This is a genomic window from Niallia circulans, from assembly GCF_003726095.1.
Lineage (GTDB): Bacteria > Bacillota > Bacilli > Bacillales > Cytobacillaceae > Niallia > Niallia circulans_A.
Genome location: NZ_CP026031.1, coordinates 4,133,006 through 4,157,838 on the forward strand (window position 1 = coordinate 4,133,006; position 24,833 = coordinate 4,157,838).

Consider the following 24,833-nt stretch of genomic DNA (forward strand, 5'->3'; position numbering starts at 1 on the left):
ATATAGAAAAAAAAAATTATCAAATAGTGATATTATGATGATTATTGGTTATAATAGCATTGCAACTTGAAAAATTCCCCTCCTTTTACAATAGGGATGTGTATTTGAAATTTTTTACAACTGGTAGCGTTAATATTGTTTGTCTTTCTGGAATTTATTGAGAAAAGGGGTGGTTAGGTATGAAGTATAGGTCCAAATGGACTGAGAAAAGTATTGAAAGAAGAATAAAAAAAGGATTTGGACAAGGATATATGGAGAGCTATATTCCTTGGTTAATGGTACAAGATGTACCATCAATTGGGGTCGTTACTCGTGCTAAAGGGAAAATAGTCCCCAGGGTATACCATTTCATGTCTCAATTAGAGTATCAATATTTCTGTTTGCTTGAATGGTCCGAGAACGTCAACGATATAAGGGAACAATTTCCCTTATTTCAAAGGGAAGACGCACAATATATTGCAGAGCAAAAGGGCATTGCTTACCCGATTTATCCAAAAACTAATGTTCCAGTTGTAATGACCAGTGATTTCGCTATTCAATTTATAGATAGAGATGGAACGCTCAAAGAGGTAGTTCGTACTATCAAACCATCAAATGAACTAAAAAAGAAACGGGTATTGGAGAAGTTAGAAATCGAAAGAGAATATTGGAAAAGAAGAGGAGTAGACTGGGGGATTGTTACAGAAAAAGAAATTTGTCCAGTATTAATTCATAATTTGAATTTTTTTCAAGGTGCATATTACTTTGATAATAATTTCCCGGTTTCTGAATTAGCTCCATATTTCTTTGAGGGGTTATTCAAAAATCAAAATCAGCTTGTTATAAAGTTACTTCTAGATTTGGATAATCTTTTAAATAAAGAAAAAGGGACATATTTAGCTATCTTTAAGTTTTTATTAAGCAGAAAAGTAATAGGAATTGATATGAGTAATCCAATAGATTTACAAAATTTACTTTGTAATGAACTTAATGTTCTTGGAGGTGCCAATTTATTAAATGCTTTACACAAAGATGGTACTGGAGGTAAAGGAGCCTGAGAATTTAAAATGGTTCAGAGTAATCTGGATAGACGAAAACCGCTTGAATATGTATTTAATTGATATCTATGAATTAAATGCTAAACCCTTTATCGGAAATGTGGAAGAGTATGAAAGCTTAATCAATGAGGGTTATGTAAAGATAGTTGAAGAACCTTTTCTGCGAGGAACTGAGCTAACACAGAGTAGCGAAGAAATTTGGAAGCAGCGGCTACAAATTTTAAAAAGTCTTCTAAATGAAATTGAAGTTCCTGCTATCTATGAATTTAGTGCAATATGGAAAAGGCTTTTTAGTCTTGAAAAGGCTTTTGGGTGTTCCGCAAACTATATGAAAAAAATTTTACGTTTGTATTGGCAAAAAGGGTTGAATCAGAATGCTTTAATACCTAATTTGGGAAGAACTAGAATTTTGGATGCTAGCGAACAATCTTTAAGACTGCCCGAAAGCATAAAAGACCAGAGTTCAAAGTGGAAGGATTTAATTTTACTTTCCTTTGAAAGGTATTACAAAAAAAATCCAAAAGCTACGTTACAAACTGCTTATGATGAAATGCTTGAAAGACACTTTACAAAAAAAATACAAGTTAATGGGGTTTCAAAATTAAAGCTGGATGAGGATTTTCCTTCTTATTGGCAATTTGAGTATCATACAAGACACCTTAGATTTACAGAAGATACATTAAGAAAAAGATGGGGTTCCAAAAATTTCGATTTAAAAGGTAGAGAGATAGTCGGGGTAACACAAGAAAAATTATTTGGTCCTGGAAGTCTATTTCAAATAGATGCTACTATCGCTGATGTCTATATTGTATCAAGTATTAATAGAGAAGATATTATTGGACGACCAGTTCTTTACTTTATAACTGACGCATTTAGCCGTCTAGTCACTGGAATTTATTGTGGTCTTGAAGGTCCATCTTGGAGTGGTGCAATGATGGCATTAGCCAATTCAGCAACAGATAAAGTGGCTTTTTGTAGAGAGTATGGGGTAATAATCACAAAGGATGAATGGGCATGTGCTCATATCCCAGTTGCAATACGTGCAGACCGAGGGGAATTAATTAGTAAGAAAGCAGAGGAAATGGTGAGATTGCAGGATATAAAGATTGAAAATACACCGCCGTTTCGAGCTGATTTGAAAGGAGTTATTGAAAGAAAGTTTGGAGTTATTCAAGGGAGTATCAAGCCCTTTGTTCCTGGTTATGTAGATACAGATTTTAGAGAAAGAGGGGCGAGGGATTATCGACTAGATGCTGCTCTCACATTGGAGGATTTTACAAGAGTCATTATTTTAGAAGTCCTTCAACACAATAAACAAGTGATAAAAGGATATAGGAAGGATAAGGACTTATTAAAAGAAAAAGTAGTAGCTCGACCAAATGAATTATGGGAGTGGGGAATCCAAAGAAAGTCCGGGATACTTCGAACAATAACAGAAAAAGAGATGAAATTAACATTAATGCCTTGTTATCAAGCATTAGTCACTCCTCAAGGTTTAAAATACGCAGGGATGTTTTATACAAGTCCCAAGGCTCTCCGTGAAGAGTGGTTTTCACGAGCTAGAACGCGAGGTACTTGGAAGATTAAAGTTCGAGTTGACGATAGAAATACTAATCAAATTTATTTCTGGGATGAAATAAGTAATGAATTAGAGATATTCGAATTAGTTCCCTTTGATATGAAGAGATTTGCAAATTTGTCTTTCGAACAAGTTGCTGCTGCAATAGCATTTGAAAATTTCCGCAGTAGAAAGGCTGAAAAAGCCCAATTGGAGGATAAAATCAATAAAAATGCAAAAATCCGGAGTATAACAGAAGATGCGAAAAAAGAAACTCAGCTTAGTTTATCCGGTATTTCTGACAAAAAAAGAACTGATGGCATACGTGATAATCGTTCTAAAGAAAAAGAGGAGCGGCGGAAAGTAGAAAGCTTTACTTTTAAAGAAACTGTGGCTGCACCAAAAAAACCTAAAATTCAGGTAACTGATGAATCAAAGTCATTTAATCCGTCTGAAGATAAACAAAATATTCTTGATATATTAGATGAATTTGAAAAAGAATCTGGCTGGTAGGAGTAATGCAAATGGATAACTTAGACTATAAAATTCTTGAGCCGGTTGAAGCCATATATACCAATAGGAATGTTGGGTTATATAAAAATAATCCTTACATTGATGCTCTTCCTCCTATGTTAGAAAGAGCGGATGTAATAAAAATGCTAGCTTCATTTCCTGAGTTTGATAATGAGGAAAGAATGTTGAGTGTACCTGAAAGAAAGTTAATGGTTCAAAATCTGTTTGATTACTACTATCCAACGGAAAGAACTCTGGAAATGTATGAGAAAATAACTGCGCTCTTATGTACAGGGTATTCTGCTAGAAACCCTTTAAGTAAACAATTTTATCAACAGGCAAAAGATATTAGTGTGCCAACGAATTCTTATCCTTATCAGATAAAAAGAACTAAAACAACTTCGGCAAGTAACAATGGGTTGGCTATTGTTGGAATATCGGGGATAGGTAAAACAAGTGCAATTGAGCAGGTTCTTTCTTTGTATCCGCAATGCATAATGCACAGTCAATATAACGAACACAAATGTTCCATTGTCCAATTAGTTTACTTAAAGCTTGAATGTCCATATGATGGCTCGATACAAGCATTGTGTAGACAATTTTTCTTTGAAATAACCATGTTATTTGGAGAAAACAGCTATTCATACCATTTAAGAGGAGATATGAAAACCAAGGAATATTTAGAAAAAATGAAGTTAGTAGTCCATCAACTTGGCTTAGGGATGTTGATAATTGATGAGGTCCAGAATCTAAGAGAGGCAAAAGGAAAAGAGCGGGACCAAATGTTAAACTTCTTTGTCAGTTTAAGGAATGAATTAAGTATCCCCGTGGTCTTAGTTGGAACGCCTAAAACTTATCCTATTTTACAAGGGGACTTTAGAAATACGCGCCGAGGCATAGGGCAAGGAGGCATTGAATGGGGAGTACTTGAAAAGGATAATCCCTTTTGGAAGAGGCTGCTAAGGGGTATGTGGAGATATCAGTGGACAAATGTAGAAACCCCACTTACTTCGGAAATTGAAGAAACACTCTATGATGAATGTCAGGGCATAACTGATGTTTTGATTAAACTTTACATGATGGTTCAATTAAGTGCAATGAATAAAAAAGATGAAATAATAACCCCTGAATTAATACGAAAAACTGCCAAAAAGGAATTTGCATTAATTCAACCTATGATAGATGCCATTAGAAAAACTGACCTTGAAGCATTTGGGCGATTCGAGGATGTGCGTCCTCCTGAGATGGAGAAATTAATTCAACAACATATTTTAGAATCATCGAAGAAACATGAGGTAATATTGCATCGAAGAATGTTAAAAGACCTTCAGAAACAACAGAAAAAAACATTTAGGGATGAATTGCTTAGTGCATTGTTAGAATCCAATTATCCTAAAACACGTTCAAAGGCAGCCGTTGGTTATGTCATTAATAAATTGGGGAATGATTTGGATTTTGAAAAAGGATTGGAGATTGCAAAAGAATATCTTGTAGCAACCGCTCCTAAAAAAAGAATATCAAAGAATAACGAAGTTCTTCCTGATGATGATTTAAGAAAAAAAAATGAATTTAATATAGGAAACGATGTAACCTATGAGGATATAAAAAGAAAGGGCTACATCCCTGATGTAAATCAGGAACTTGGAATATAGGAGGATAATATGATACTTAACTTTCCTTATCTTCATAAAGATGAATTATTATATAGTGGTATTGCCAGATATTTTGAATATCTTAATGAGGATAGAATAAAGTGGGTAATTGAACATCTTTTTAATACTAGGGGAGTGCGGGCAGTAGTGGGTTTTCCTGCCGGTCTAAATAACCTATCGGGTAATTTTCCGAAAGGAAGCCCATATACACCTGACTTCCTAGTGAATAATCATACGCTATATCCGTTATTTCGCCCATTTATTGATTTAGCAAGACATGAAAAAATAATAAGTGATATGTTTTTTGGAAATGGGAAAGGAATAATGACAAGACTTGGTGTTGTCGCTTCTTCTATTTCTAATAAAAGGAAACTCTATTACTGTCCTTCTTGTGTAAAAGCTCAAATGGACCAACAAAACTCACAATACCTTGACGTATTCTGGAATAGAATCTACCAGTGCCCTGGAGTATTGGTTTGTCATCATCATAAAGAAAGGCTAAAACCTACTCCATTTTCGTTGGATGAAGTAAACCAACATAAATACATTTCTTTGGGAAGTCTTAATGATTCGTTAAAACTTGATTTGGATAGTGTTCTTATTGAAGAAAGTAAGACACAAGAGTTTCATGTTAAACTGGTGGAAAATGTTGAATGGTTACTAAATCAAAATCTCCCACCTAGAAATTTAAATTATTACAGAAAAAGGTATATTGAATACCTTAAATTAATAGGTATTTCCAAACCCAATGGTCGTGTTGATGTTTGGCGATTAAAGAAATTATTCCTTGATTATTATCCTAGAGAGTTTCTCAGTCATTTAAATTCTGATTTTGATATTAACGATGAACAAACATGGATTCAGATGATAATTCAGAATAATCGTAAAGCCTTTCATCCGATTCGTCATATCTTAATAATGATTTTATTAGCTGGGTCTGCTTCAGAATTCTTTACCAATGAATATATTATTCACCTTTTGGGGCTGGACCATGGAAATGTCATAATCCAATTTGTGAAAAGACATCTGAAATAACATGTATTGACTATTCAAGTGATTGCAAAGAAGTGTACGGTGACTTTCTTTGCAAATGTGGGTTTAAGGAACGAAGGTATTTAAATGGAAAAAGTAAAGTAATGGTGTTTGGGCGAGTTTGGGAGCAAAGATTAGTTAAGTTAATTCAAGAAGGAGAAGGGATTTATCCCATTTCTAAATTGCTTAAGGCGGATATAGCTACTATAAAAAAATATGCAGAAAAGAACGATGTTTTGGATAAATGGGTACCTTCAAGAAAATATACTCCGATTGAGAAAAATCAAAATACAATTAACAATGTAAATCATTATGATTTATGGGTAGATACAATTAAGGGAAATACTCATTTGAACAAAAAGGAAATAAGAGCGTTAATTCCTGCAACCTATACTTGGTTGTACCGGCATGATAAACAGTTTTTAATGGAATACAATCCAACACCTTCGCCCCTACCTAAAAGCCTAGGAGTAAAGGCTGATTGGGATGCAAGGGATACAGAGATGCTACAGAAAGTGATATTAATTGTTCAAAATTGGGATTCAGAAAATCAAAAACCACAGCGAAAAACAAAGACCTCTATAGGGAAAAAAACGCAAAAAATGCATTGGTTAGAAAAATATCCTGGATACTTCCCAAAAACCCTTGCTTATCTTGAATCAACGATAGAAACAGTTGATGAATTTCAAATTAGGCGAGTAAAGTGGTTACTTGAAAATGACTTAAGCAAAAGGTTTGTTAAGGAGTGGGAAATTTACAGAAAAGCTGGATTGCGTTCAGATATATCAGATAAGGTAAATGTATATATCAAGGGGGAAGTAATACAGCATAATATTAACGTTGCAAAATTATTAGTAAAATAGAATAATTTAAAGGTTAAAAACCTTTAGATACGAATATAATAATAACAGTCGACTTTCGAGCAGGGTTTAGCGGCGCCCTGTACCCCACGGGGGGTCTCAAAAATACCTTGTTTACCTCAGAATTATGCCGCCTCTTTATTTTTTTTAGTTTTTTATTGACTATTAAACTATGAAGTTCTATAATGTGTATATAGAGATTTTTGTTGTTCCTTTCATGAACAAGCTGGAAACTGGTGGCTTCCGGTACCCCACGGGGGGGTCTCAAAAATACCTTGTTTATCAAAAATGTGCCGCCCTTTTAATTTTATCGAAGTGTAGGCTCTGATGATTTCATCAGGGCTTTTTTATTTGACATAAGGTTAAGGAGAAAAACAATATGTTAGACCTTGCAGGTTTGTTAAGCTTAAATAGTCGCCCCAATTTTGCGGACGTTGACCTACCAGTTCTTCGTGAATTTTATTATACACAACTATACCCTTATACATATGAATTCGTATTATCTTCAGGTGAAGAAATAAAGCTAAAATTTGATTTAGATAAGTTTTGCCATTTAGTGGCAATTGAAAAGACTGTAAATCCCCAAAAGAGAATGAACCGTGAACTAGTTAAGGAATATAAGGGTATAGGTGGTTGGAATAATATACTTGAAGGCAATCTTGACAAGGCGCATATTAGGGGAAAGGGAGTCAAATTAAATAAAATGAAGGATAAAATGCTTCATTTTTATTATCTTCCTTACCTACTGGAATATGGTACTTTAACGATTAAGTATGTTCCTAGTCCAGGTCGATATATAAACTCTACTTTTATTGTTTTCAACCTACACCTCAATGATAATGCGTTTATTCAGATAGGTATGAAAGAGGAGTTCCATGGACAATGGTATTATCCTGAAACTTTTCTAATAGAACGTAAAACGCCGGCTCATCAAACAAACCCTTATGCTAATCCACCAAGCACTGTAGTAAATGTAGTGCAAAGAAAAAAATACGATAGATTTAAATCAAACATGAAAAGAAAATTTTATCTACAAAAGAACATTAGAGTGCATAGACCAAAACGCTGATATATTCAGCGTTTTTTTTTTAGAAGGTTTTTAAATTAAAAGTGAAATAAAATATGTGTGAACAACTTTTTTCCTTCTTATAAGAAAAGTTGAAAAATCGAGAGTTCTATGGTGATAAAAGTATAAAAGTCGTTCACAGTAAAAATAAGGGCTTTGAAGCAAATCTCTGAACGACTTTTTTCCTTGATGACAGAAAAAAGATTGACCATTTAAAACAAAGTTCGGTTATTTAAAATAAAGAATGATAATTTATAATAAAGTTTGAAAAAAATCCTGTTTTTACAGGATTTTTTTCTTTAACTCTAGGGCAGCGTTTATCGAAAAAAATTAACGCCTTTTTATTGTAATCAAAAGATGCAGTTTTAGATTTAAAATAAAGTTGCAACTTCGCAACATAAATACCCTATTTCCTGAATATCTTTATGACATAAAATCCATCACCTCCCATTCCTCTGATACTGAATCAAACATACAGCTCTTTTTACAAGAACTTCAATTCCTTGTCGGGCTATTTGATTTGTCTTTTGATCACTTGTCAAAACATGCCCATATTGATTACATGTTTGTCCATGTCATAAAGAAAAAACAAAAATAAAACGGAGGTGGCGATGTGATTTCAATCAGTTTATGCATGATTGTAAAAAATGAAGAAGCTGTTATTGGACGGTGCTTAGATTCTGTGCAAGGGATAGCTGATGAAATAAACATTGTGGATACCGGTTCAGTTGACAAGACGAAGGACATCGCTGCCCGTTATACAGACCGGATTTTTGATTTTGAATGGACTGATGATTTTGCGGCTGCCCGAAATTTTTCGTTTCAGCAGGCAACGACCGACTATATTTTATGGCTTGATGCCGACGACGTGTTTACTGAGAATGATCAAGAGATTTTATTGGATTTAAAAGGAACACTAGATCCGCGTATTGACGCGGTCTCAATGAAATACCATTTAGCTTTTGATGAAGAAAATAACGTCACATCCAGCTTAAGAAGGTACCGGCTGGTAAAACGCGAAAAAAGCTTTAAGTGGATTGGCGCCGTCCATGAATATTTGGAAGTGTACGGAAACCTCCACCACAGTGAAGTTGCAGTTTCTCACCTGCCACTTAGCCATGACGCAGATCGCAACCTCCAAATTTATGAAAAAATGGCCTCGTCAGGAAAGGATTTTTCTCCAAGAGATTTATTTTACTATGCGAACGAGTTGTGTGATCACGGAAAAATGGAGCAAGCAATTGAGTATTATTTACGATTTTTACAAATGAAACAGGGATGGGTCGAGGATAATATCAGAGCGTGCAATAAATTAGCAGACTGCTATCATTCATTGGGGCTGAAGGAAAAAGAATTAAGCTGGGTGCTCTACACGCTCGTCTATGGACCGCCTAGAGCAGAAACCTGCTGTAGGTTGGGATACTATTTTTTAGAAAAAAACGATTTTCAAAGTGCGGTCTATTGGTATGAAAAAGCAATAGAAAACAAAGGAGCAGAAAACCTGGCTTTTCAAAACCGCGCCTGCGCGACCTGGCTTCCCCACCTGCAATTAGCAGTCTGCTACGATAAACTCGGCCAGCATCAGCTCGCCTATCAGCATAATGAATCGGCTTTACAATACCGTCCCCATGATTCAAGAATGCTAGCCAACAAAAAATATTTTGAAGATATCCTTCAGCAGCAAGCTAGCTCCGGGGGTGAACAGCATGGAAATCAATAAAAGGTAACTTTTAAGGAAGGAAATGAGAAAGAGAAAAAACCACTAAAAGGCAATTACAATTTTTTGAAGAAATGAAAACCAAAGCGAAAAGATCCCTTGAATGTGAAGAGAAGGCCGCAATCTACGCTCGACGGAAAATCGAAGTAGAGAGTGCGTTTGGTCACCATTAAAGGCTATCGGTCGTTCCGCAGGTTTTCGTTGAGGGGGCTCATTAAGGTTCATGTCGAGTTTGAGATTGTGGCATTGGCCCACAACCTATTGAAAGTAGCAGGCATCCGCCAGCTACTTTCAGATAGAAATCAACAGAATAGAAAAGCAAGAGGAGAAAAACGAACCTTTTTCTCCTCTTGCTTTATTTTAGGGACTTTTCAGACAGCCCCTCTATTTTGATACGCGTGGATTTATGAGTAAATACATAGCAGTGAATTGAATGCGTGTTTAAGGGAATCTAATTGCGTTTATCTCCAAATTTAGTGCGCTGCTGCTGCTCACATTACTTGCTGTGGTAAAGATTATCCTAACCTCATAGGAAGTCGTACCAGTGACTGTTGCAGTCTCTACATACGTTGTAGCAATTGGAAATCTTGACGTAATTGCAGCATTAACATTTCTTTGCACGGAGCGTGTATTTACAAATACTCCGTTTCTATAAACTCTAGTTTGGAAAGTAAAGTTCGAGTTAGCTGTCGTTGTCACATCCACAGAAATGGCAAAATCTAATTTTATTAATTGGCCAGTGACTGTTGGCACACTTAAAGTCCCAATTGACGTTTCAGTACCATTAACAGCAACTGAAACTGGGCCTGCTACCTCATTGTAAAACAGCTGCGGATTTGCCCCAGTTGGTCCTGTTGGTCCGGGTATTCCTGTTGCCCCAGTTGGTCCTGTTGGTCCGGGTATTCCTGTTGCCCCAGTTGGTCCTGTTGGTCCGGGTATTCCTGTTGCCCCGGTTGGTCCTGTTGGTCCGGGTATTCCTGTTGCTCCTGTTGCTCCTGTTGGCCCTGTTGGCCCTGTTGGCCCTGTTGGTCCTCTACTACCTCCACATGAGTTAAGTTGAGCGCACATTCCTGTCACTACTTTCAGCAAAAGTTTGTGGAATCAAAGATACAAACTGATTAATATTGATAATTTAATGAAAAAGAAACGGTTACATTTGCAGTTCCAGTTCCTCCTGCTCCAACAATACCTATTGAATTGATATCATTTAAAGTGACTGATCTACTTTCTCCTGGCGCTACTGTAAATCCCGCAACTGCTGTTCCATTAACTGTAAGAGAAGCTGTGGGGCCAACTCCTACAATCCCATTGTTTTCTACCATTATTGTTCCATTTATAACAAAAGAAGTTCCATCTTCCCAAACTGGAGTAGCTACAGCTCCGGTATCTCCTAAATCAATCGTGAAACATACAGCATCGTTTACAAAGCCAGTTTGCTCGTTACTACAACCGCCCAAAATAGCCATAATTATCCTCCTCAATTTGTATTATCTTAATAAGAATATGTTATAAAAAACAATTTCGATTGGATAATCAACCTAACTTAAAAATATTTAATAGTTTTAATAATGTGATTCAGCTGAACTTCTATTTGTCCTTTCAATTTTCTTTTTGATGATTCGATCTTAAGACACTCGAGATCTTTAACCGTAATAGAGCAACTTTCTCCTTTATTCACACCTAATGAATATAAATTTTCTTTAGTATGAAGAATAATTTTAATCGAACAATTCTTGGTATCCTTATGATGAAGAGTGACTGTAGCAGTATTAGCAAAGTTAGTTTCGTTGTTCCATAAAATACCTGTTTTATTTTCATTTGTTAAAAAACAAATTTCAAATTTATCCTTTATACTTGGTTTTAAAATCAGATAATCATATACAGGAATTTCAACTTCACCAATACCACAAAAAAAAGAAATATCAGTCAAAATACGTGAACCTGAACGATACAAAGCTTTATTGGCACATAATGTTTTCATACAACAAGGAACAAGTAATTCTAGGACAACACATTTTCGCAGTTCATTAACCGAAATGACCTTAAAATAACATGTATGGAATAGTTCTCCATTCGATATGCCAGATGCAATAAAATGTTCTCCTTCTTGATTAATTAAAAAAACTGGTGTTACAGCAAAACATTCATCAACTTTTATTTGTTTTTCATTACTTTGAATTCGTTTTAGTTTTTCAATGATGCAGCATGTCAAGTTAAACCAACTCAATTCATAGCTATAAAAGTTAAAGTAGCTTTTTATAACTTATAATATGCGACATAAGACTAATTTGTGCATTTGGTGAGAATACACCTTCATTGACTTGTATTTGATGCTATGTAATATTTATGGAAGGACGCCCCTTTTGATTTGGTTCAAGTGCTTCTAAACCGCCAGCCTCCATCTTTTTTCGCCAATTATGCTCTATTGTATAACTAGAAAAAGAGTTGCGGTATCCATTAACGACGCACCAGACCGAATTTTTGGGTTGAAAATCCTAAAATACAACATCCAAAGGCAGTTGTGGAATTGGTATTTTGTTACTCTTCAGTTATTCTGCTACTTAGCAAAGATAATGCCTTATCCGAGAATTTTAGAAAACTTTTGAAGACTGGAAGGATTTAAATTCCTATAATTGTTCGTAAACCTTATTGAGGGGGCATTAGTTCAATAAGAGATAATCAAACTTTTTTATAAAACCGGAAATTAAATATGCCAAGAAGAATCCATTTTGATCAACCCATTTTTCAAAATGGATTCTTCTTGTTTACCGTAAAATACGGGTTTATATAGTATTTTGATCAAATTTTATTTCAAAGCAACAGTGAGTGTGGCTTTGAAATAAAGTTGCGATGTTTTGAAGAAAGTCACGAAACTTTACCCCTTTAGATATGACTGTTTAAAGGGGTGTTTTTATGTCTAAAAGAAAAAGAACATCTAAAATTGAGAAATGGATAAAAGAAGGCCGGGGCTCGGGTATTGGTTCAGAATATAAACCATGGTTAAAAATTCAAGATGTATCTTCGTTAGGTAGATCTACTCGCTTGAAAGGAATAAAGACAAATAGGCAGCATGAGTTTTTAGCAGATTTAGAACGAAACTACTTTTATATTACTGAATATTCTGATTTATCCCTGGATATTCGTGAACAATTTCCCTTACTTCCACTGGGGAAGAAACAATTGTCATTGCAGATGAGTTAGGTATTAAACATCCTACCAATCCCAAAACGGGAGAACCTATTGTGATGACAACGGACTTTTTTAGTAATGATTAATAATGGACAAAGTATATTTGATGTAGCTCATACAATTAAAATGAAGGATGAATTATTAAAAGAGCGAATACTTGAAAAATTTGAGACTGAACGTGAGTATTGGCATCGAAAAGAAGTTGATTGGGGTATTGTGACAGAAGAAGAAATACATAAAACAATGGCAAGAAATATCAGTTATATTCACAATTACTATGAGATTCGAGACTATGATGTATTTGGAGAAATGAGTGCCCAGAATATTAAAGATTTATCTATTTCATTAATGCAAAGGTTATTAGGAACTAAAGAAAGCATACGTAAAATCACAAGTGAATTTGATAAAGATACATATTTGCCTTTTGGTAGTGATGTAACGATGTTCTATCATTTATTATCTCGAAAAATCATTATCATAGATATGATTGAGCCTTTAGATTTAGAAAAGCCAGTCACCATTAAGTCAATTGATGATAGTAATTTAAAGAAGGTGAAATACGGATGATAATGATAAACCAAGTGCTTCAATATGTTTCTGATTCAAAGAGACTACGTGTTATCGAGATAGAAGAAACTTATGTGTATATAGTTAATATTGATACGACAAGTGCTATGCCCCAAAGGGAAATTTATGCAAACTTACAGGCAGAGATGAATCAAGATGAGCTTTTTGTTGTAAATGATCCTTATAAAAAAGCCATTCCAGATAGTGAGCTTACGGACGTTCAAATTCGTAAACGTGAAGAAGATTGGAGAACAATAGAAGAATATATCCTTCCTAATATAAGAGAGTTACTAAGAAAAAAAGGAAGAGAAAAGAAGATTACTGAAATCGTTAAGACAAGTGGAATTGGGCAAAACAAAATAAAGAAATTGCTTAGTCGTTATGGGAGGATTCCATGTTACCAGAGTATGCAACTCAGGAGGTAAGGGTAAAGCTAAGTCTTTGTCAGAAGCAAAAACAGATCGTTCACGTAGAGTAAACATTAGTGGCGATTATCGAACTGGTATTAATATAACGAATGAAGTGAAACTCCAGTTTGAGCACGGCATAAATAAATACTACCGCAAAACGAACAATTACTCATTAAAAGATGTCTATCATTTCATATTACGCGATTTTTTAAAGAAAATGGTGAAATGAAATTCAGAGTATGGGAAGCAGCCGAATTCCATCTTACAATCAATTTTACTATTGGTTTAAGAAAAATAGAAGATACGAAGAAAGATATTCAGTTCCGTAAAAGCGCTAAAGAATATGAATTGAAACATCGCCCTATTTTAAGTAATTCAAAATTGATGCTACATTTGCAGATATATATTTAGTGAGCTCGTTTGATGTTAATAAGGTAATTGGTCGTCCTGTCCCTTCTAACAAGCGTGAGAAGAATAGAATATGTTTCGTTTTAAATAGAATCTGGTTAATGAGTGGGTTTTTTCTATTATAATATCAAAGTTTGCAGCATCCGTTTGCTCAAAATTTATTTCAAACCAACAGGTAATGTAGATTTATTGTTTTCATATAAAAGTTCCCTTCCTTATATAAAATAAAGATTCTTAGCTAAAAATAAACGTTGTTCCAATTCCGAAGTTTTTCCGGTATTTTTCCCGGTGAAACTTCGGTTTTTTGAATTCTAAAATCGAAATTTATATTTTTTCTATAAAAACTCGTCTAAATTTTTCATCAAGATGTTTAATTTGTGCTTCAGCCTTTTCATAATTCACTAAACTTTGATGTTCAGGAGCTATGATCCCTAAAATTCGTATTCGAAGATAGTCACGAATTGCTTGAGACGGTTCTAACCGATGAGTAAATAAGAATTTCGGAAGAATTAAAACGGCTAACATTGTTTTGTCCTGTAAGTTAATCAATTGTGCATTCATTCCTTGATTAAAAACTCCCTTTTTCATTCCTATTTCATAGAAATTCTGAATTACAGTATCACGCTTGGACATGGATTCAGAAAATTTCTCAAATAAATGTGGATAAATATTTTTCAAATCATCTAGAAATATTTCAGAGGCTGAGCCTGCTAGTATGACATTCTGAAAGTAAATAGAAATAAATTCATCTACAAATTCTTGATACTCTTCAGGGGCTCCTATAACAGATATATCTTTTATATATTGTAAGTACCGTTCTGTGACAGCTTCAATTACTTCGTCTTTAGAGGGGAAATATTGATATAATTTACCTCTGCTAATCCCCATTACTTTTGCAATTCCATCCATTGTAAGTGTTTTAAATCCATTTTTGACAACTTCGTCATTAATTTTATTTATCATTTGTTCTTTTCGTTCATTTTCTGTAACCATTTCTTTTCACCTCATTAAATAATACCTCTATTATAACATAATAAACAACTTATACAAAATGAACACTTTTTGTTATTTTTGTTGATTTTATTTATTTTGTGTTGTAAGCTACAAACATCAAATAATTTTTGGAGGAATTTTAATATGACAAATAAAAATAACAAAACGGTATTGGTTACAGGTGGTTCAGGCTTTGTGGCTGGATGGGCAATTCATGACCTTTTAAAACAAGGGTATAACGTTCGTACAACTGTTAGAAGCGAAAAAAAGGGAGTATATATTTCGAATAGTCTTTTAAATATTGGGATTGATACGAAGTTTTTGTCTTTTTTTCTTGCAGATTTGGAGAGTGATGATGGTTGGAAAGAGGCCATGATAGGTGTTGATTATGTCCTTCACATTGCTTCACCTCTCACGACAGGTAACAATGATGATTTGGATACTTTCATTGGTCCGGCACGTGATGGGGCAATGCGTGTAATTAGAGAAGCTGTCAACGCAGGGGTTGAACGAGTTGTTATGACATCGTCGCTTGCAGCAGCAACTCCAGATATCTCTAATAAGGATCAACATATAAATGAGGCATTATGGACCAATCTGAATGACAAAAATTTGAACGCTTATCGAAAATCAAAGGCGATTGCTGAAAAAGCAGCTTGGGATTTTATTAAGGAGAAAAACAGTAAGACAACGTTAACAACAATTCTCCCAGGAGCAATATTTGGACCAATTCTCTACGCTAATGTGCCTAGTTCTATTGAGGTGATTCAACAATTAATACAAGGAAAGGGATTGGGGAATCCAAAAATCGGGTTTGAAATTGTTGATGTACGTGATTTAGTAGACCTTCATATACGTGCAATGACTAATCCAAAAGCAGCAGGACAAAGATATATTGCCAGTAGTGGATTTATGTGGATGAATGATATGGCAAAATTTCTTAAAGAGGAGTTAGGGGAAGTTGGGAAAAACATTCCTACAAAAACAATTCCTGACTTTATACTGAGAAGTGCTGCGAAAATGAATCCATCTTTAGCTTCATTAGTACCCATGTTAGGAAGGAAATTCCGATATACATCAGAAAAAGCAAGAACTCAGCTAAATTGGAGCCCTCGTCTGGTTGAGGAAACTATTCTCGATTCTGCAAAAAAATTAACAAAATTAAAGTTAATTTAATTTACAAAGCAGCCATTAAGCTCAATAGGAGAGGAAAACTTATGAGAGAAGAAACGAGTTAAATATCATTGCATATTATTCCAAGTAAAATTAGAATAGTTATGTAAACCACTATTTTGAAAGAAATTAGTTTAAAAATATAAATAGGCTATGATTACATGTCAAAACCAAGTCAAACACAAGAAATAGAAGTTATCATGAAAGAAATGCTAGAAATTCAGCAAAAATCTAAAGCTTTTACAAATCTGTTAACGGAGAATGAGTTGCTCCACCAAAATCAGCTTGTACTTCTTTTGCAACTAAAAATTAATGGGGTTATGAAAGTAACAGAAATTGCAGAAGTTTTTAGTCTTACTCCAGGAGCTATCACATCTATGGTCGATAAATTAGAGAAGCTAGGATTTATTCAACGGGTACGTGAACTAGAAGATCGACGCGTAGTAAATATCATGTTAACTTCTGATGGAGAAGTTAAGGTTCAAGAAGTATTCCTTAAATTTCCTCGCGATAAGCTCACTTCCATAGCAAAAGTTTTAAAAGAAGTAAATACGTTAATGAGTACTATATTTTAAGGATTTCCTTCGCAGAAATCCTTTTTTTGTTGAGAATTTTGCATTTCCTTAGATTATGTAGATGTATCATTGACAAACATAAAATATATTTGGTGGTGAAGTGATGACAAATGAGCAAAACGAAAAACTTCTTAGTTTAACCCTCACAAACGGTACAATAGATACTATAGAAAAGGGTTATGAAAAATTAAAAATCCGCGGTTCAGTTAAAGTACTGCAAGATGTTCAAGTGAAAGAGATCTCTACTCATGGTCACAGTTTGTTTCAATCCCAAGTTATTTCAGAAATCTTAAGAAACACGGGATCATGTATCCTAAATGGAGACAATAAAGTGGAAAAAATCACTAATAGTGGAATACTGAAAATAAATAAAGGAGAGATAAAGGAACTTACTAGTTCGGGGAGCCTTACTATAATGGATATTATTCATGTAACACATATGAATGTTATAGGTATAGTCCAGGGAAAAGAAATACATTCTGCTATTTTTAATCTTAAATTAGCGGGTACAAATAAAATTAATCTACTTATAGCCAATGATATATGTGTTGAAAGGGCAAAAATGAATTTAACATTAGCGAATAAGAAACTAATTTGTCAGCAAATTAAAGGAGATACTATCCTACTATCACACACAATTGCTAATTCAGTGGAAGGCAATGTGGTAACAATTAAAAAGAACTGTGAGATACAGAAACTATATTACAAAGACCATTATACAATCTCACCTCTTGCTACTGTTCATCAGATCATAAGGAGTGAAGAATCTTGATTTTTTTTAAAATGATACGTTCTTTTCTTTATCTACTTGCCATACCGGTTCTTTTCATACTATATATAGCGTTAATATTTAGTGCCATTATTTCCTTAACTGCAGGTATTTTACGAACTTTTGGCTTTGATCAAATCACTATGACTATTTGGAAAGACATTAATCTACCAGTAATTCTAAGTATCCCTTTCTCACTTATACTGTCTATCATATTATTAATTGTTTGCATTTACGTGCAGCGCTCCATTGCCTATCTCAAGTCACATCTTAATTATAATTAAATAAAATACTAACGCTAAGCTTAGAGTATGTGAGCTAAATGATCTGCTAATTCTTTTATAAATTGAGACCAAAAAAATAAGAATGTTGTAGCATTCTTATAATAAAAGAAGAGAGGTCTTCTTTTAACACAAATGGGGCAGTTTAGCTCTAAAAGGATTTCTTATTTTTTACAAAAGCTATAAATGGACTTGAATTCGCAAAAAAAATCATTTGTTAAGCCAAAATAACAAGCTAAAATCCCCATCATAAGTGATAAGTATTGTACATTTGGGAACTCATAATAAGTCCGAAAAAACCAGTGCCTTTTCTAACTGACACTGGTTTCTGTTTTTTTATTTATCTTGGTAAGCTAAACGTAGCAGATTTTCCTTTGAATTGGTCTTTGCCATCTGTACCGACAAATGGACCAAATCTCATATCAAACTTCTTATATATTTCAAATTCATCTTTTCTAAGTAGGAAAACATGCAGTTTTTCACCTTTTTGTCCCGCAGCAATCTCCCTTTGTTCACGAGGTTCCACCATACCCTGACTTAACACTTTCGCACGATTGTCATCAATATTAAGAGTAGTTTTTAGATTCGATATGTCAACAGGTTCTGATGTTTGATTATCAACATTCAATTTGACAGTCACAGCCACAATCCCATTATCACTAAAATTTCTAAAGCGTTCTTTATTGGCTTCTGTTGGAATCACTTCAGTATATTGTACACCTTCAAGGGTAATTTTCACTTTATCTATCTCTTTGGTATCATTAATTCCAGATTTTTCAAAAATCATTTTTTTGTCAGCCATATTATCAGTCGTTAAACGATCTTGATAAAATTGGGGTTGTTCAGCTGTTTGTTTTGCTTGTTCATCGCTATAAATAAAATCATAAGCCGGCGATTGCTGCATGTTACTATTTTTAGCTTGTTCATTATCAGCTAAACCGCCTTCAATTATATATTTTGGTTTTACTGTTTTTAATTTTTCAAATTCAGCATCTGATAATCTGAAACTCATTAAGCCAGTTACCTTCTCGCCAGCTTCATATAAAGTAATCTTTTCTTTATTCTTTTTGATTTTATTAATCTGCTGATCTTCAGGTACAAGAGTTTTCCAGTCAGAAGGAATATAATCATACTCATTGCTTAGCTGGATCTTATGATTATTATTATAATACATTGGTTTATCGGTTCCATTTTCAATGGTAACTTTAGTCGTTACTACGTATCCATTATTCTGGCCATCAAAACGCAACTTAGAATCTTCGTTCATGTCTGTTACTTTAACAATTTGGTACTCGTTAACGGATACTTTGAAACCATTAATATCATTTAAAAATCCAGGTTCTTCATTGGTATAAACAACTTCAACATTTCCTTCTGTTTCTTCTGCAATACTTGGATTCAATACCTCACCTGATTTAGTATCTGATTCTTCTGCTTTTTCATTCGTTTTCCCTTTATTACTTGTTTCCTCTGTTTTAGCCTTTGAATCATTCTCTTTTGGTGATTCAGAAGCTTTTTCTTCATTTCCGCAAGCCGCCAACAATAACATTGCTGCAGAAAGGATTGATACCGATAATACTTTCGTTTTTTTCACATTTACACCCCTTCTTTTTATGTAGACCATAATTATTATAAAGGAAAATAGATAAGAATTCCTTTAATATTACAAAAATGGTATATTTTATCTAGTTTTGAAGAAGACTTTATCCCTAATTTCAATAACTTTTGTAGTATGAAACTTTCTAAAAGATTATTGATAGAGAAATGGATGAATGAGCGACGAAAAGCAATTAAAGCATAGGTTGGTCAACCTGCTTTCGCAAGAAACTGATAAAAAGAAGCTAGATTTCGATTTGGCCGTCTTTGATGAAAGAATCAGGAGCATATTTGAGCCGCGTATCGGCATCCATTATACTTGAGGAGATGGATGGAACTTATAGAAAGACTGCTATCCGTCTATCCAGTAGAAAGCTAACAGATATCGGGAGGAGAATTGCTTACCATGACACAATTTGAGGCATTTAGTTTACTTAGGGAAATAGCAAAAAAGCCAGTACTGGCGCAAATTGGCGGATTTCGTCCAGAGGAAGCGAGGATGAGTTGGTTTGGCGGGCATTTTTATATTGATAAGGAAGCGGGATGGCCTCATGACAAAGATGGTCCCATGATTCCCGTATTGCAAGCGTATGTGCCTGAAATACCTGGTGGGATCGATGGTGTGGGAGAGGCAAGTTTGATCCAGCTATTTCTTAACAGGAAACAGCTTCCAATCTATCCTGTTAAGAACGGAGAAGGCTGGCTACTCATCGAGCATCAGTCGGTGGAAGAGCTGCAATTAATGGAAACACCGGAAGAAGCAAGAGGTCTGAGGGAATTTCAGATTCGGTGGCACAAGGCTGATAGCGATGATTACCCATGCTGGGAAGAGGCTTGGGATTATGTTGACTTGACGGAAGTGAACGAGGATGAAGATGCGAGCGATCAGTTCTTCGATGAATTCGGCAGTTACCCGCAAACGAAAATAGGAGGATACGCATCCTATATCCAGTCACCGGTTTCCTTAGAAGATTGTCAGTATATCATGCAGATCGGAAGCGAGGAAAAGCCGAGATTTATGGTGGGTGACAACGGGACGATTTACTTGTTCAGGTCTCGTTCGACTGGTGAATGGCATATGCATTGGGATTGTTATTGAGACTTTGACGGTCAGATAAGATAAACGGGCGATAAAAAGCAGATTTTTTTACCCAATGGAATTAATTTTTTGTCATTATGGAGTGTCAAGAAATTGATCCCCATGTCTGACAGCAATAACTTGAGCTGGTTCCGGATTTGCAAATGGTAAAATTATTTTAGGGCTAAGCCAGCGGCCAGTGGAGTCGTTTCGTCTTATCTCTGGGGCCTTTGATGCCTCGAGCAGTTTAAGCCGCGGGTTAGCTTAGCTTGCATACGACTGGCTTTGGTTAATACTTAAAATTAATGATATTTTTACCAGAAAAGGCAAAATAAAATGCAATTTCCTTAAGTTACTTTATTCTAAAGCTACAGGTGACATATCTGTATAGACAAATCTAAATAAGACAATATAAAACACCTACGAAAAGGTACACTTAAACAAAGTACTATTTCGGAGGTGATTTGCATGGGAAAAACTATGTGATACTTATAATTCCAGGTAGTATGCGCTAAACTATTCATGTCCTTTATAAGGTACCCCTTTTTTTGCGCGAGATAAAAAGGAAAAATAAAAATACTTGCATTTTAAATCCAATTGAGTTAAATTATTTGATGAGTCAATAATTGATACATCAAATAATTTTTAAACTGTAAAAAGGAGGGAAGTTATTGACAAATTCTTGCTCTAAGGAAGCAATTATTTTATATAAATTATTTTTTATTAATAAAGAAATCAATTCGAAATTTGAAGGCTGCACAGGTGTTAGTCAGTCGCGCCTTGAACTTTTGCGCCATCTTTATCAAGCGGATGAAATGAGCCAGAAAGCACTTCAAAAAGAGATGAATATTGACAATGCTGCAATCACGCGGCATTTGAAACAACTCGAGGCAAACGGGTTGATTTTAAGACGAAAAAAAGCGAGTGACAACAGGATCACTCTTGTAACGCTAACTGATTATGGACGTCAAAAAATTAGTTGCTATCAAGAAGAAAAGAAACGTTTCGTCACTTCTATGCTAAAAGATATTAGTGAAGAGGAACGAGATTTGCTATTTGATATGCTAGATCGTATTCAAAATAGCATAAAAGAAATCTAAAACGTAAAACTTTAATGGAACGACGTTCAAATATTGATATACGCACCGGAGTGTTCATAGATGTTTTAAATTTTCTTTAATATAAAAGGATTGAGAGAAGAGGAGAAGAAGATGATTATTATTCATGCTGAAATGCAAATAGACGCAACAAAACAACAAATTTTTTTAGAAGAGATAGAAACACTAATTCGTGCTTCTAGACAAGAAAGTGGAAATGTTTCTTACAATTTATATAAAGATATAGAAAAGAATCATACATTTACCATGGTTGAAGTATGGCAAGATGAAGCGGCGGTAGCAAGCCATAATACAAGTGAACATTTTACTTCTTTCGTGGCCAAAGCTAGTAACTTTTTAGTGGCACCACTTGCTATAAAAGCATATGATGGACAACCTTTGCAAAGTTAGATAGCTCTAGTGTAAAAATGAGTTACAAGTAGACATCATTTTTTAATTGATTGGCGATTTATAAATGGGAAGATTGTTTATTAGAAAATATTCTGGATAACAATGACATGTCGGAATCCCTTAAATTGTAAAGTTTACATTTTTAAGAGATTCTCCTGCATTGCCCTCAACTTAGTTATTATAACTTTGATAATCGAGAATTAATTAAAAGTAGATGGAACAAAAAATGATTAAGAAAAACCTTCAAAAAAGGATGATATCGATGGCGCAGCCGTTACAAGACACGTCAAGCAGATTGAAGCTAAAAGAAGAAGGTAATCCTGAGGACAGCCGTATTATCCTTGCTCGGTTGAGCGAACAAGGGCGAGACCAAGTCAAGGCTTCCTCGGAAATCTCAGCATAGAAGAAAGCACTGTGTTTAAGAAAGTGCTGTTTGCAGATAAGGAAAAATATTAAAATATACAGGAGTTGTTTGCACATGAAAACTACATTAAAAACAAACGATTTTATGAAAATAATGAAAGAGCGCCGATCCATTCGCAACTATGATCCAACAGTTAAAATCAGCAAAGAAGAGATGACGGAAATATTAGAGGAAGCGACTACAGCTCCATCTTCAGTCAACGCACAGCCATGGCGTTTTCTTATCATCGAAAGCCCAGAATCCAAAGAAAAACTTGCAGCGCTTGCTAAATTTAATCAGTCACAAGTCACCACTTCATCTGCCGTAATCGCAGTATTTGCAGATATGAACAATGCAGACTATTTAGAAGAAATTTATTCAAAAGCCGTTGACCTAGGGTACATGCCACAGGAGGTAAAAGACAGACAAATTGAGGCTTTGAAGGCACATTTTGAACAACTACCGGAGCAAGTAAATCGGGAAACGATCCTAGTTGACGCTGGTCTCGTCTCCATGCAGCTTATGTTGACAGCACGCGCGCACGGATATGAAACAAACCCAATAGGGGGCTATGAAAAAGAAAATATCGCTGAAGCTTTCGGATTGGAAAAGGAGCGCTATGTACCAGTCATGCTTCTGTCCATCGGAAAAGCAGCTGATGAAGGATATGCTTCATACCGTCTCCCTGTCGATAGAATTGCGCAATGGAAATAATATAAATTGATATTAGGAAACAGAAAAGGGGGGATTAGTGAGTGGAAGTACTTGCGGCCATTTTAGTTGGGATAGTAGCAATAGAACATTTATTTATTATGATCCTTGAAATGTTTTTTATTGATTCAAAATTGGCAAAACGAGCTTTCAATTTACCGAAGCACTTAGAAAGAGATCGAAATGTAGCCATCATGTTTGCAAATCAAGGTCTATATAATGGGTTTTTAGCAGCTGGTCTCATTTGGGGACTCATACTTGGACTTAATTCAATTGGCTATATGATTCAGTTGTTTTTCATAATTTGTGTGGTAGTGGCAGCCATTTTCGGAGGCTTTACATCCAACAAATCAATTATGGTGAAACAAGGGCTTCCGGCTATTTTAGCACTGGTTACCCTTTTGTCTGTAATGTAGAACCGAAGCTTTTATATTTTATAAAAAAATCTAACAGAGTTATTAAAAGAAAATCCATTTTGAACAATCTTTCTTCAAAATGGATTTTTTGTATTCTTTGATAAATAAAGAGTCCATAAAATGTTTTAATTAATCTTTATTTGAAAGCTACATTTGTATAAAGTTGCAACGTTTATCCCCCTTTAGTTCTAATAATTGGCAGGGGGTTTTTAGTGAAAGGAAGAGGTTTGTAAATTCAAATGGGAGAATGCAGGAAGGGAAGTAGCGGGGAAATTTATGTCATAAAATAGTTTCCTGATAACAAATATAGTAAAATAAAGGAAAAAGAAAAGGCGGTTTTTGAATGCAGCGCAACTTTGGAAAGTATGATATACCAGCAAGCCTTCAAAAATTAATGGAATTAGAGAAGGAACTTGGCGATTGTGAATCTTTTTATAATGGGCTTCACTTTTATATTTCATTATCCGACTTTCGCTATTTTAACACACCAAGCGATGTTATTGTATTTGGCCATATTGGAGTAGATGGTATTCATTATGGATTTTTAACAGACTATGGATCGGTTTCTGACCTTGAAGAGGCGCCTATTGTCTGTATATGTCCAATGGAGTTTGAAAAGCCAACCCGTATAGTCGCAAAAAATTTGCGTGAATTTTTACGTATCAATTGCACAGATAGTGATTTATTTTATAATTATTTCGCTGATGAAGACAGTTATTTAGTATTCAAGGAACGGGAAGTGGATGATGAACTTCATCCTCAGTCTGAACGACAATTATTAAAGTATATCGATAACTTTTTAGAAAAAAACATTCAAATGCCTATTATAGCTAATCCTTATCGCTATATTCAAACGCTTAGATTGCAGCGACAAAAAATGATAACTATTCAAACCCAGGATGGCATTGGTGTAATTGCTCCATTTCTTGCTAATGAAACGCACTTTCCTTTAAAAATTAATAAAGACGTTGAACCAGACTTAGCAGCTTTAAAAGCATACTTATCTCGTGCACCAATACCATCACAATATGCTGTATTTCGAGATATACAACTTCATCATGTTTTATCAGATGAACCACTGTTAAAGAAAATTGTGCTGGAATCCATGTATAATATAGGGCTTATCGATGAAGCGAATAGACTATCTTAAAATCTCTTACCAGGTCTAAAAAATCAGCTGGAAAATGTTTCTAAATGAAAGTGTTTGAAGACATATTAACCTAAGAAGTGCTGCATATCAGCATTTTTTGAATTTTTCTTTGAATATTTATATAAATGGACTTTTACAATTGTTCCATAAACAGATGCTTGTTTCACATGA

Annotated in this window: 22 protein-coding genes and 2 pseudogenes; 19 read left to right on the top strand and 5 right to left on the bottom strand. The window is 34.7% G+C overall.

Features of this window, described 5'->3' with window-relative positions; all coding sequences use genetic code 11:
* The first annotated feature begins 179 nt into the window (after nt 1–179).
* The 7 genes from C2I06_RS19860 (at nt 180) to C2I06_RS19900 (ending at nt 9,438) form a co-directional block, all read left to right on the top strand.
* Nucleotides 180–1,037, top strand: a complete 858-nt coding sequence (locus tag C2I06_RS19860; RefSeq protein WP_123258691.1) for a TnsA endonuclease N-terminal domain-containing protein — start codon at nt 180–182, stop codon at nt 1,035–1,037.
* On the top strand, nt 997–3,108 hold the full coding sequence (locus tag C2I06_RS19865; RefSeq protein ID WP_123258692.1) for a DDE-type integrase/transposase/recombinase: 2,112 nt from the start codon (nt 997–999) through the stop codon (nt 3,106–3,108). Before C2I06_RS19860 ends, C2I06_RS19865 begins: the two co-directional genes overlap by 41 nt.
* Nucleotides 3,109–3,119: 11 nt before the next feature.
* Nucleotides 3,120–4,760: a TniB family NTP-binding protein gene (locus tag C2I06_RS19870; protein WP_164463743.1), complete on the top strand. Its 1,641-nt coding sequence runs from the start codon at nt 3,120–3,122 to the stop codon at nt 4,758–4,760.
* 9 nt (nt 4,761–4,769) lie between these two features.
* Nucleotides 4,770–5,795: a TnsD family Tn7-like transposition protein gene (locus C2I06_RS25855; RefSeq protein WP_123258694.1), complete on the top strand. Its 1,026-nt coding sequence runs from the start codon at nt 4,770–4,772 to the stop codon at nt 5,793–5,795.
* Nucleotides 5,771–6,655 (top strand): TnsD family Tn7-like transposition protein, encoded by an 885-nt coding sequence (locus C2I06_RS25860; RefSeq protein ID WP_275068617.1) that lies wholly within the window; start codon nt 5,771–5,773, stop codon nt 6,653–6,655. Before C2I06_RS25855 ends, C2I06_RS25860 begins: the two co-directional genes overlap by 25 nt.
* Before the next feature lie 376 nt (nt 6,656–7,031).
* The gene (locus C2I06_RS19890; protein ID WP_123258697.1) at nt 7,032–7,721 is read left to right on the top strand and encodes a PBECR4 domain-containing protein; all 690 of its coding nucleotides are present in this window, start codon (nt 7,032–7,034) and stop codon (nt 7,719–7,721) included.
* 610 nt (nt 7,722–8,331) lie between these two features.
* A complete protein-coding gene (locus tag C2I06_RS19900) occupies nt 8,332–9,438 on the top strand; it encodes a tetratricopeptide repeat-containing glycosyltransferase family 2 protein (protein ID WP_123258698.1) in 1,107 nt (368 codons plus the stop codon).
* 438 nt (nt 9,439–9,876) lie between these two features.
* Here the strand turns inward: C2I06_RS19900 and C2I06_RS19905 are convergent, their stop codons facing one another.
* The 3 genes from C2I06_RS19905 to C2I06_RS19915 all read right to left on the bottom strand — a co-directional run bounded on the left by C2I06_RS19905 (nt 9,877) and on the right by C2I06_RS19915 (nt 11,647).
* On the bottom strand, nt 9,877–10,503 hold the full coding sequence (locus tag C2I06_RS19905) for a collagen-like triple helix repeat-containing protein (RefSeq protein WP_123258699.1): 627 nt from the start codon (nt 10,501–10,503) through the stop codon (nt 9,877–9,879).
* 50 nt (nt 10,504–10,553) lie between these two features.
* On the bottom strand, nt 10,554–10,901 hold the full coding sequence (locus tag C2I06_RS19910) for a DUF3992 domain-containing protein (RefSeq protein ID WP_061800732.1): 348 nt from the start codon (nt 10,899–10,901) through the stop codon (nt 10,554–10,556).
* 77 nt (nt 10,902–10,978) lie between these two features.
* The gene (locus C2I06_RS19915; protein WP_123258700.1) at nt 10,979–11,647 is read right to left on the bottom strand and encodes a CotZ-related putative spore coat protein; all 669 of its coding nucleotides are present in this window, start codon (nt 11,645–11,647) and stop codon (nt 10,979–10,981) included.
* A 701-nt stretch (nt 11,648–12,348) separates the two neighbouring features.
* Between C2I06_RS19915 and C2I06_RS25990 the strand changes: the two are divergent.
* Both C2I06_RS25990 and C2I06_RS26030 read left to right on the top strand, forming a co-directional pair.
* A pseudogene (locus C2I06_RS25990) lies at nt 12,349–13,191 on the top strand (TnsA endonuclease N-terminal domain-containing protein).
* Nucleotides 13,188–14,053: pseudogene (locus C2I06_RS26030) on the top strand (Mu transposase C-terminal domain-containing protein); the annotation flags it as partial. The pseudogenes C2I06_RS25990 and C2I06_RS26030, both read left to right, overlap by 4 nt.
* 280 nt (nt 14,054–14,333) lie before the next feature.
* On the opposite strand, the gene C2I06_RS19930 reads toward C2I06_RS26030, so the two are convergent.
* Nucleotides 14,334–15,002: a TetR/AcrR family transcriptional regulator gene (locus tag C2I06_RS19930; protein ID WP_123258701.1), complete on the bottom strand. Its 669-nt coding sequence runs from the start codon at nt 15,000–15,002 to the stop codon at nt 14,334–14,336.
* Between the two features lie 144 nt (nt 15,003–15,146).
* On the opposite strand from C2I06_RS19930, the gene C2I06_RS19935 reads away from it, so the two are divergent.
* The 4 genes from C2I06_RS19935 to C2I06_RS19950 all read left to right on the top strand — a co-directional run bounded on the left by C2I06_RS19935 (nt 15,147) and on the right by C2I06_RS19950 (nt 17,803).
* The gene (locus C2I06_RS19935; RefSeq protein WP_123258702.1) at nt 15,147–16,178 is read left to right on the top strand and encodes an SDR family oxidoreductase; all 1,032 of its coding nucleotides are present in this window, start codon (nt 15,147–15,149) and stop codon (nt 16,176–16,178) included.
* Between the two features lie 158 nt (nt 16,179–16,336).
* Complete coding sequence (locus C2I06_RS19940) at nt 16,337–16,750, top strand: MarR family winged helix-turn-helix transcriptional regulator (protein ID WP_123258703.1); 414 nt, start codon at nt 16,337–16,339, stop codon at nt 16,748–16,750.
* 103 nt (nt 16,751–16,853) lie between these two features.
* Nucleotides 16,854–17,522: a hypothetical protein gene (locus tag C2I06_RS19945; RefSeq protein WP_123258704.1), complete on the top strand. Its 669-nt coding sequence runs from the start codon at nt 16,854–16,856 to the stop codon at nt 17,520–17,522.
* The gene (locus C2I06_RS19950; RefSeq protein ID WP_123258705.1) at nt 17,519–17,803 is read left to right on the top strand and encodes a hypothetical protein; all 285 of its coding nucleotides are present in this window, start codon (nt 17,519–17,521) and stop codon (nt 17,801–17,803) included. The genes C2I06_RS19945 and C2I06_RS19950 overlap by 4 nt, the downstream gene beginning before the upstream one ends.
* A gap of 337 nt (nt 17,804–18,140) precedes the next feature.
* On the opposite strand, the gene C2I06_RS19955 is transcribed toward C2I06_RS19950, so the two are convergent.
* Complete coding sequence (locus C2I06_RS19955) at nt 18,141–19,394, bottom strand: DUF5068 domain-containing protein (RefSeq protein ID WP_123258706.1); 1,254 nt, start codon at nt 19,392–19,394, stop codon at nt 18,141–18,143.
* A 408-nt stretch (nt 19,395–19,802) separates the two neighbouring features.
* Here C2I06_RS19955 and C2I06_RS19960 point away from each other — a divergent pair, with 408 nt between their 5' ends.
* The 6 genes from C2I06_RS19960 (at nt 19,803) to C2I06_RS19985 (ending at nt 24,662) form a co-directional block, all read left to right on the top strand.
* The gene (locus tag C2I06_RS19960) at nt 19,803–20,495 is read left to right on the top strand and encodes a DUF1963 domain-containing protein (RefSeq protein ID WP_123258707.1); all 693 of its coding nucleotides are present in this window, start codon (nt 19,803–19,805) and stop codon (nt 20,493–20,495) included.
* Between the two features lie 650 nt (nt 20,496–21,145).
* A complete protein-coding gene (locus C2I06_RS19965; protein WP_123258708.1) occupies nt 21,146–21,574 on the top strand; it encodes a MarR family winged helix-turn-helix transcriptional regulator in 429 nt (142 codons plus the stop codon).
* A gap of 111 nt (nt 21,575–21,685) precedes the next feature.
* Nucleotides 21,686–21,982, top strand: coding sequence for a putative quinol monooxygenase (locus C2I06_RS19970; protein ID WP_123258709.1), 297 nt, complete (start codon nt 21,686–21,688; stop codon nt 21,980–21,982).
* A gap of 478 nt (nt 21,983–22,460) precedes the next feature.
* Entirely contained in the window at nt 22,461–23,099 is a 639-nt protein-coding gene (locus tag C2I06_RS19975) for a nitroreductase family protein (RefSeq protein ID WP_095331352.1), read from the top strand.
* 41 nt (nt 23,100–23,140) lie between these two features.
* Nucleotides 23,141–23,512 carry a DUF1304 domain-containing protein gene (locus tag C2I06_RS19980; protein ID WP_123258710.1) on the top strand — a complete coding sequence of 124 codons (372 nt, stop codon included), beginning with the start codon at nt 23,141–23,143 and terminating at the stop codon, nt 23,510–23,512.
* Nucleotides 23,513–23,855: 343 nt separating this feature from the next.
* Nucleotides 23,856–24,662, top strand: a complete 807-nt coding sequence (locus C2I06_RS19985) for a hypothetical protein (RefSeq protein ID WP_123258711.1) — start codon at nt 23,856–23,858, stop codon at nt 24,660–24,662.
* Nucleotides 24,663–24,833: the final 171 nt, after the last annotated feature.